The sequence below is a fragment of the Rhodococcus sp. P4_B6 genome (assembly GCF_056402215.1).
On sequence record NZ_JBFUHV010000255.1, the window covers coordinates 1 to 9,209 of the forward strand.

Here is a 9,209-nt window from a genome sequence, read left to right on the forward strand (position 1 = left end):
AGGCCGCTGCGAAGAATGCGAGCGCGCGTTCGAGCACCACATCGGGCCGTTCGTCGAGGCCGCTGCGAAGAATGCGAGCGCGCGTTCGAGCACCACATCGGGCCGTTCGTCGACGAGGAAATGCGAGGCGCCGTCGACGAACTCCACACCGAAGTCGTCGGTGTGCCCCTCGAAGCCGCCGAGGAATTCCTTGCGCACGATGGCGTCCTCGGCGCCGACGAGCACCCGGGTGGGAGTGGCGAGACGGGTGTGCCGGTACGCGCCCGTCATGATCCGCGCCGCCTGACGCATGATGAAGCAGCGGTACAGGGCCGACGCCGCATGGGCGCGGGCCGGTTCGCGCAGCCGTCCGGCGAACAGTTCGACGTCGCGCTCCGACCACGTGTTCCGGTCCGTCGTGAAGCCTCGCAGCAGGTGGTCCGTCAGCCGTTGACGCCCGCGGCCGAGCAGGAACGGACCGAGGAACGGCGCGGCGATCACGGGCTGGAACCAGCCGTGCCGTGCGATCGTCGTCAGCAACCGTGGGTCGAACCGGATGAAGGGGTGGGGGACACCGAGGCTGATCTGCTTCCGGACCCGGGGGGGTGCGCTCAGGCACAGCTCGTATCCGAGAAGTGCGCCCCAGTCGTGCGCGATCAGGCAGACCCGGTCGAGTTCGAGCGCGTCCAGCAGTGCCTCGACGTCGGCGAGCAACTGCGCGCGGGTGTATCCGGTGGGCGGGGCGTCGGTCCAGCCGGCGCCGCGCAGATCCGGGCAGATCACCCGGTAGTGCTCGGCGAGTCCCGGGACGACCCCGCGCCACTCCCACCAGTGCTGGGGGAAGCCGTGGAGCAGCACCACCGGTTCGCCGTGACCGGCCTCGGCCACGTGGACGCGCAGGCCGGGGAGCCGGACGTAGCGGTGCCGGACCTCGCCCAGTGCGGGAAAGGTGTTGTCCGGCGCACCGTTCGGGCCGGATGTTCTGGCGTCGCCGGGAGCCTCGCGTCTCATGACCTCACGTTACTACGATCATAGTGCTACGTCACTATGTTTATAGTAGCCAGGTGACGTCCACGAGAACGAGTGCACTCGACGCGGCGATCGACCTGCTCGGAACCGAGGGTCTGCGATCGCTCACCCACGCCCGGGTCGACGACCGCGCCGGCCTCCCGAAGGGGTCGACGTCCAACTACTTCCGCACCCGGGCCGCGCTGCTCACCGGGACGGTCGACGCGATCGTGGACCGCGAACTGTCCGAGGTCGGCATGCTGGCACCGGCGTCTGCCGCAGACCTCGTCGACGCGGTCTGCGGCCTGATCGACTACACGACCGTCGCCAACCGAACCGTCACCGCGGCGCGGCTGGTCCTGTTCCTCGAGGCCAGCCACGACCCCGTTCTCCGGGATGCGCTGGCACGCGGGCGCACCGCCATGGAGGCGTCCGTCGTCTCGGCATTCGCCCACCTCGGTGCGCGGGACCCGCGGACCGCCGCCACCGCACTCATGGCCTGCGCGGAGGGACTGATCCTGCACCGCATCGCCCGCGAGGACACCATCGATCCGCGGCCGGCCTTCGAACTGGTGGTGCGGGCGGCGTTGAGCTGACGCGCACCCGGACTCACGGAAGGGGAGCGGACCACCGGAGCGTGGTTCCACCGCCGAGAGTCGAGTCGACGGCGCAGTGCCCGTTGACTTCCCGCGCCCGGGCGGCCAGATTGTCCAGCCCGCTGGTGGCGACGTTCTCCTCGAATCCCTTGCCGTCGTCCGCGACCTCGATCGCGAGATCGTCGTAGACCGAGATGCTCACCGTCACCGTCTCGGCTCCGGCGTGCCGGACCGCGTTGCTCAACGCCTCACGCAGAACCGCCTCGGCATGCTCGGCGAGCGAGGCGTCGATGACGGACAGTGGCCCCGACATGTGCACCGTCGTGCGCAACCCGGAATCCGCGGTGGTCTCGGCCACGATCTCGTGCAGACGCCGCCGGAACTGCGTCATGCCGCCCGAACCGCCGTGCAGGTCGAAGATGGCCGTGCGGATGTCCCGCACGATGTCGTGCAGGTCGTCGATCGACTGTTCGAGCCGGTCCTTGACGACGGGAGCCTTCGCCCGCTGCAGGGTGCTCTGCAACGACAGGCCGACCGCGAACAGCCGTTGGATGACGTGGTCGTGGAGGTCACGCGCGATCCGGTCGCGATCGGACAGGACGTCGAGCTCACGCATCCGGCGTTGACTGTTGGCCAGCTGCAACGCGACGGCCGCCTGATCCGCGAATCCCGACATCAACGCCAGCTGGTCGTCCGTGAACGGCGCGGCATCGACATGGCGGAGCGTCACCAGCACCCCGGACACCGATTGCGCGGCACGCAGGGGCAGCGCCAGCGCAGGACCGAACCGGGCCCCCGTCTCGAACCCGGGATCGAACGCCAGCGCGGTGACACGAAGCGGGGTCCGCTCCCGGAACGCCTCACCGGACGTCGACCGCTCGACCGGGATCGCCCGGCCGATGATCCGATCCGAGACCGTCCCCGCCGATGCCGTCACCACGAGCTCGGTCACCTCGTCCGACGGGAGGTCAGGATCGTCCGGCACCGCGAGAAAGGCACTGTCGGCGGCGGTCAGGGCCAGCGCGTCGTCGGCGATCACCTGCAGCACCTCCGCGGTCTCGCTGCCGGCGAGCAACTCGGTCGCGATCTCCCGTGTCGCCTCCAGCCACGCCTGCCGCGTCCGGGACTCCTCGTACAGGCGGGCGTTCTCGATCGCGATACCGGCGGCCGCCGCCAGCGCGCGGAGAAGCACCTCGTCGTCCTCGGTGAACTGCGCACCGTTGGCCTTCTCCGTGAGATACAGAATCCCGAACACCTCGTCCCGGACCTGAATGGGAACTCCCAGAAAGGTTTTCATCGGCGGATGGTGCGGCGGGAATCCCACCGACACGGGGTGCCGGGACAGGTCCACCAACCGGACCGGCTTCGGATCCGTGATGAGGAAACCGAGGACGCCGCGACCACGAGGCAGGTCGCCGATCCGCTCCCGCGTCTCCTCGTCGATGCCCTCGTAGACGAACTCGCTCAGCCCCTCGGTCGGAGCGAGCACCCCCAGCGCACCGTACCGGGCGTCGACGAGATCGATCGCCGCGTGCACGATGGTGCGGAGCGTGTTGTCGAGGTCGAGTCCCGACGTGACGGCGAGCATCGCCTCGAGAAGGCCGTCGACGTGATCGCGCGCATCGACGATCTGCGCGATGCGGTCCTGCACCTCGGTCAGGAGCTCACGCAGCCTCAGCTCGGACAGGCTACCGAGGAGGGGCCCACGGTCGTGTTCGTCCGGTTGACGGGTCACACGACGCATTGTCCCACCCGGTGACCTCACGAGGAGCCGGAACAACCATAGGTCCCGTCAGGTGCCGGGCGGTTTCGACGGCAACTTCGTGGCCAGCACCGCCGCCTGCGTCCTTCGCTCCACACCCAGTTTGGTCAGCAGCCGGGACACGTAATTCTTGACGGTCTTCTCCGCGAGGAACATGCGTGCGGCGATCTGCCGGTTGGTGAGCCCCTCACCGAGCAGGGCGAGCAAGGTCCGCTCCTGATTGGTCAGGTGCGCGAAGATGCCGTCCTTCCCATCGGCGTCCGCACGCACCTTGTCCATCAGAACGCCGGCGGCACGACTGTCGAGCAGCGATTTGCCCGCCCCCACGTCGTGGACTGCCTGAGCCAGCTCCATGCCCCGGATGTCCTTCACGACGTATCCGCTGGCCCCGGCGAGAATCGCGTCGAGCATCGCCTGCTCGTCCGTGAACGACGTCAGGATGAGGCAATGCAACTCCGGCATCAGCGAGTGCAGTTCCCGGCACAGCTCGATTCCGTTGCCGTCGGGCAAACGCACGTCCAGGACGGCGACATCCGGTTTCAGGGCAGGCACCCGCGCCATCGCCTGCGCGTAGGAGGCGGCCTCACCGACCACCGTCAGAGCGGGATCGGAGGTGAGGAGATCCGCGATCCCTCGCCGGACGACCTCATGGTCGTCCACCAGGAAAACCCTGATCATGGGCACCCTCCAGACCTGGCCGCGTCACCCTCGGAGAATTCAGATTACGCCGGTGAGCACCGGGCCGGTCAGCGCGCGGCCGGACGAAACGGCCCGGATCCGCGACGCCGCGGCCGGTGCGGCATCAACATCGCCGCCGCCAACCCCACGGTCGCGACGAGCGTCGCCGCGGCGCCGACTCCGACGAGGGGAGTCGCGAGCCAGGCACCGAGCAGGACCATCAGGCCCGCGGTCACCGCTCCCGCCACCACCGCAAGCGCGAACCCCGCGGGATGCACGTACAGGAACTCGCCGGGCTCGTCCTCCCGCCGGTGACGATCCTCGCGCGGCGATGCGGTGGAGTGTTCGAACATGGTGTCCTCGTTCCTTCGCCGGCTCCGATGTCGTGCGCCGGCCCTCGTACAACGGTGCGATAACGGCGAGCACAATGACAGGGCCGAAGGTCACACGTCCGTCCTCAGGCGTCGGCGGCGCCGAACCACGTGGGCAGCACCTCGAGCAGATCCCGCTGATCGTCACCGACCCACGCCACGTGACCGTCCGGACGCAGCAACGCCGCGGGCACGTCCAGTTCTTCGCTGACGTCGACGACGTGGTCGATCCGATCCGCCCAGCCCGCCACGGACAGCCTGCCCGTCTGGTCGAGCAGCAGTCCGCGGCCGTCGTGCATCAGCCCGTACAGGCGACCGCGTTTCAGTGCGACGTCCCGCATCCGTCGGCCGAGCAGTGCGTGGCCGGCGCCGAAGTCGTAGCGGACGCCGACCGCGGTGATCTTCTCGATCAGATACCGGTTCACCTCCTCGAAGTCCATCAGCTCCGACAGCAGCCTGCGCACCGCCTGGGGACCCGGCTCGGTGGACATCAACTCCATCTGCGCGCGGGTGTTGTCCAGCACGTCGGCGGCCACCGGGCGCCGTTCGGTCTGGTAGCTGTCCAGCAGCCCGCCCGGGGCCCAGCCGCCGATCTGGGCGGCCAGTTTCCATCCGAGGTTGAACGCGTCCTGGAGGCCGAGGTTGAGGCCCTGCCCACCGGTCGGCGGGTGGATGTGCGCCGCGTCGCCGGCCAGCAGCACACGTCCGGTCCGGTAGCGGTCCGCCAGCCGGGTGGCGTCGCCGAAGCGGGACAGCCAGCGCGCCGAGTGCGCGCCRAAGTCGGTGCCTGCGAGAGCCCGCACCTGCCGCTTGAGTTCGTCCAGGGTCGGCGGGACCATCCGGTCCTCGGCGACCCCGTCGGCGGGCGCGACCAGGCGGTACACCCCGTCCCCGAGGGGCATGGCGCCGAACCGCTTCTGCGTCTTGCGGACCTCGGCCACCACGGCGGCCAGTTCCTCCGGCGGCGCCGTCAGCTCCACCTCCGCCAGCAGCGTCTCGACCCTCGACGGCTCGCCGGGGAAGCCGACGCCGAGCAGCTTGCGGACCGTGCTGCGGCCGCCGTCGCAGCCGACGAGATACCGGGCGCGCAACCGGGTGTCTCCCGCCGCTGCCAGTTCGACGCTCACCCCGTCCTCGTCCTGACTCAGCCCGACCAGTTCACAGCCGCGCCGGATCTCGACACCGAGTTCTGTGGCGTGCTCGGCCAGCAGGCGCTCGGTGACGGTCTGTGGGATGCCGAGGACGTACCCGTGTGCGGTGTCCATCCGGTCGGGCCACGGTGTGTCGATGCCGGCGAAGAAGCCACCGACCTCGTATCGTGTGCCCTCCGCGAGGAAGCGGTCCAGGAGGCCGCGCTGATCCATCAGTTCGATGCTGCGCACGTGCAGGCCGAGCGAGCGGACCACTTTCGTCGGCTCCGGTTCCCTGTCCAGCATGAGCACGTCCACGCCGTGCAGCCGCAACTCGGCGGCGAGCATCAAGCCGGTCGGTCCGCCGCCGGCAACGATCACGTCGATCATGAAAACCCCATTCGACACGGTTGCGTTCGGCCAGCTGCTGCGCTTTCTGCAGGTTCTGGCTTCGACGGGAGATTCTGCGGCACGACCAGGGTCTTGCCGCAAGGCCCCCGGTGCGCTATGCGTTGAAAGGGGCACGGAGCGGACGACTCCTGCCCTTTCCTATGCCGTTCCGTCATTCTCACGGTTCATTGATCGCCGGCACCGTAGGACACTGGGTAATAGGACCACCTCGGTCCCGCACTCACACCGAACGGAGGCCACCGGACATGAACGAGACGACATGGTTGGTGGAGATCGTCATCGACGAACACGACTCGGACGAAGGCGGCTCCAGAACCCGCGCACAGGCCCGGCTCCGCACCCGCGACACCCGCACGTTCGTCGGGTCCGGACTCGCCCGCCGAAACCCGGACGACACCGAAATCCCCGAGATCGGAGAGGAACTGGCCACCGCACGCGCGTTGTCCGACCTCGCCCACCAACTGATCGAGGCCACCGCGGCCGACGTGGAGACGGCCACGCACAGCCGCGTCCATCTCACCGGATAATTGCCCTCGCCGACGCGAACCCGTCAGCGGGGGATACGACGCCGGCCGACCGAGAAGACCGATTCGACCGGCCGTCTCGGAGTCTGCCGCGGCGCCGACTTCTTCTCGGTGGTGCCCACCCTGATCAGCGCCTGCGGGAACCCGCGGTCGGGAAGCAGTTCGCGGATGATCTCCCGGCCCTGGCGGAGTTCGGTCATGTGGGTCAGCGGACACGTCGACAATCCGCCGACGGTGGCCTCCAGCAGCACCGCGGACAGGGCCTCACCGGCGCGGAGCCACTCACCGCGACCGTCGGTGGCGGTGCTCAACACCAGCACCGTCGAGCGGTCCGTCTCCGTGGTCGCGCCGGCGTCCCGGCCGGCGGGGAAGCGGCGCCCGATGTCGACGCGGTCCCGGTTGTCCGCGGTGGCCAGCGCCTCGGCGGGGATTCCGCCCTGCGCGGTGGAATGACCGGCCCACCAGTGCAGCTCGGCCTGATAGGCGGAGTCGTATTTCCTCGCGGCCGCGGTCGTTTCGGTTGCCCTCGCGAGTGCCGGACGCGCCTCCTGCCTCAGCACGGTCAGGTGGACGTCCTGACGGCGCACCACGTCGTCCAACGCGGCGGGCAGCGGCGTCTTCAAGCTGACGGGACCGAAGGGCCTGCGGTCGGAGTGCCGGTGCCGGATCGCCGCGAGCAGATCGAAGTCGTGCGACTGCGGCCGGGCGTCGTGACGGAACCGAATCGTCGCCAGGTGACCGGATCGGGGCCCGTCCGGGACACGCTGGACGTCCGCCGCCCATCTGAGTGCGGTCAGCGCCGTCTGAAGATGATTCAGCGCCGCACCACAACTGACGACCAACTGCCGGCCCGTCGGGTCGGTCGACGCCAGGACGCGGCCGTGTTCGGTGTAGAGGTCGAGTTGGCCGTCGGCGTACGTCCACTGCCACGGCTGGCTGTTGTGTACCGACGGCGCCCGGCAGGCAAGGTCCACGGCAATGCGAACAACGTTCTCGTCGGGAATGGTGCTGTTCACGATCGCCTCCTCGGTGAATCGCGTTCCGCCCCCACCCGGCGCGGAACGCCGGTGCCTGTATCCCAGTGTTCGCCGTCCATCGGCGCGAGATAAGGGCCGATGGTCACCGCCCGGGCGACGATTCACGTGCGGGTCGGGCACCCTATTACGTCAGAGTGACGAAACATGAGGTCATGGCCGGGGCGGGGGACACTGAACGTTCATTCGGAAACGGCGGGTGTCCGGGCCACTCCGGGGTCGACGCCGAAGTGGCCTCACCGGCCCGGCGCGGCACATCCGGTGGCGTGAATATTATTCAGCACGCGCGAACGAACGCATTGCGCCGCGACGTTCGACAACGACGCACCGAACCGGCGGGTACGAGATCGAGGGGCGACGGCCGTGGATGCCGGCGGGCGCAGGACCGACTGGGTGTAGAGGGGCGAGCCAAATCCGGGTCTCTGAACTGCGGCGATAGGACGCCACCTTTGCCGATGGTCGGCAGTGTGACATTTACGCTGGTGAAGTCAGCAGTACTCTCTGGCGTGCCTGCCACGTCATACCCACTCGTGCTTTGTTGTCGAACGTCCGCATCGCCCCCTCGCCGACGCGCGCAGCCGACTCGAAATATGTGCGGCTGCCCTCCGGTCCGGCGGCGGCGGCGCTGCACCCGGCCACGGTCACACAGACCGCGAGTATCAGTCCCACGGCGCGGCGCAAACGGTGATCTCGCATGTTCTGGCCCCTTCTTCCGAGGTTGGTGTCGGATGCGACACGCCGAGATGCGCTTGGCCCTTGCCGTGTCGGCGTGAGCGATTCCGGGCCGGCGCGGCGCTGCGGCACCGGCGTGACTGCGATTGCCGTGCCCGTCGCGCCCGTGTCGGCATGACTGGTGATTACCGCCAGTGTCAGCCTTGGGCCGGGCCGGAAACCATCCCACACTCGGGGGGATATCGGGACCACGGTCTGCCGTCGCATACTCACTACAGGACCGGACGGAAGCAGCCCACTCTCAGCTCGGGTCCACGCATTCACCGGAGGGCACATGCCCCACCACGGCCTGAACCGTGGGAGCCCCCTTTCCGTCGCCGGGACCTCGGGATGGCGGGGAACACCCGATCGCTTCGCGACACAACGCGGGCGGAGACGATCCCGAACTGGCAACGCACCCGCGACCGACCATGTCGCTCGCACCCGCAGGAGGTACCGCCCATGGCCGACATCCACCGCGGCCGCTTCACGGCCGACGTTTCCGTCCTCGGCGACGAGATTGTCGTGTATCTGATCGGAGCGCGAATCAACAAGCCCTGGAAGTTCCGGACCTGGTGGCCGGTCTTCGCCGCGATGCCGAAGATACTGACATACTTGCCCACCCGGAGAACGGGTTGTTGGGATACGAGCAGGCCCTTTTGCCGTCGCCGATCATCGTGCAGTACTGGCGTTCGTTCGAAGACCCGACCCGCTTCGCGACATGACTTGGCCGCCGTCCGGATCGGACGCACTGCCACCGAGCCAAGCCACCATCCTGACACCGCGCTACCGGACACCGTTCGAGGGGTTGTTGACCCCGCTCGGTAAGAGCTGCGGCGGACCGTGGAGGTCGGCACGACGGAAGATGCCATCGCGGGCAGTCTGAGGTGGCCTCTGGGAGTGGACACCCCGGACAATGGTTCCAGGAGAGCCAGGAGGGATGTCGAGGTGGGACGCCAGTCTCTGTACACGGAGGAATTCCGGAAAGACGCGGTCGCGCTGTAC

General features: G+C 68.6%; 9 protein-coding genes. 3 read left to right on the forward strand and 6 right to left on the reverse strand.

Translation table 11 applies throughout. The annotated features are described in order from the left end of the window. A partial coding sequence (locus tag AC1DWT_RS47130; RefSeq protein WP_477925900.1) for an alpha/beta fold hydrolase occupies nucleotides 1–990 on the reverse strand: 990 nt, incomplete at its 3' end. 53 nt (nucleotides 991–1,043) lie between these two features. Between AC1DWT_RS47130 and AC1DWT_RS47135 the strand changes: the two genes are divergently transcribed. Then, entirely contained in the window at nucleotides 1,044–1,583 is a 540-nt protein-coding gene (locus AC1DWT_RS47135) for a TetR/AcrR family transcriptional regulator (protein WP_206012284.1), read from the forward strand. Between the two features lie 13 nt (nucleotides 1,584–1,596). Here the strand turns inward: AC1DWT_RS47135 and AC1DWT_RS47140 are convergent, their stop codons facing one another. The 4 genes from AC1DWT_RS47140 to rox form a co-directional block, all read right to left on the reverse strand. Beyond that, the gene (locus AC1DWT_RS47140) at nucleotides 1,597–3,327 is read right to left on the reverse strand and encodes a GAF domain-containing sensor histidine kinase (RefSeq protein ID WP_206012283.1); all 1,731 of its coding nucleotides are present in this window, start codon (nucleotides 3,325–3,327) and stop codon (nucleotides 1,597–1,599) included. Nucleotides 3,328–3,375: 48 nt separating this feature from the next. Further along, the gene (locus AC1DWT_RS47145) at nucleotides 3,376–4,023 is read right to left on the reverse strand and encodes a response regulator transcription factor (protein ID WP_072951667.1); all 648 of its coding nucleotides are present in this window, start codon (nucleotides 4,021–4,023) and stop codon (nucleotides 3,376–3,378) included. Between the two features lie 68 nt (nucleotides 4,024–4,091). Further along, a complete protein-coding gene (locus AC1DWT_RS47150; RefSeq protein WP_179377707.1) occupies nucleotides 4,092–4,376 on the reverse strand; it encodes a hypothetical protein in 285 nt (94 codons plus the stop codon). A gap of 104 nt (nucleotides 4,377–4,480) precedes the next feature. Beyond that, a complete protein-coding gene (gene rox, locus AC1DWT_RS47155; RefSeq protein WP_095864199.1) occupies nucleotides 4,481–5,914 on the reverse strand; it encodes a rifampin monooxygenase in 1,434 nt (477 codons plus the stop codon). Nucleotides 5,915–6,180: 266 nt separating this feature from the next. Here rox and AC1DWT_RS47160 point away from each other — a divergent pair, with 266 nt between their 5' ends. Next, nucleotides 6,181–6,462 (forward strand): DUF1876 domain-containing protein, encoded by a 282-nt coding sequence (locus AC1DWT_RS47160; protein WP_072951674.1) that lies wholly within the window; start codon nucleotides 6,181–6,183, stop codon nucleotides 6,460–6,462. A gap of 23 nt (nucleotides 6,463–6,485) precedes the next feature. On the opposite strand, the gene AC1DWT_RS47165 is transcribed toward AC1DWT_RS47160, so the two are convergent. Then, nucleotides 6,486–7,475, reverse strand: a complete 990-nt coding sequence (locus tag AC1DWT_RS47165) for an Acg family FMN-binding oxidoreductase (protein WP_095864200.1) — start codon at nucleotides 7,473–7,475, stop codon at nucleotides 6,486–6,488. 1,191 nt (nucleotides 7,476–8,666) lie between these two features. Between AC1DWT_RS47165 and AC1DWT_RS47170 the strand changes: the two genes are divergently transcribed. After that, nucleotides 8,667–9,032, forward strand: coding sequence for a monooxygenase family protein (locus AC1DWT_RS47170; RefSeq protein ID WP_072947482.1), 366 nt, complete (start codon nucleotides 8,667–8,669; stop codon nucleotides 9,030–9,032). Nucleotides 9,033–9,209: the final 177 nt, after the last annotated feature.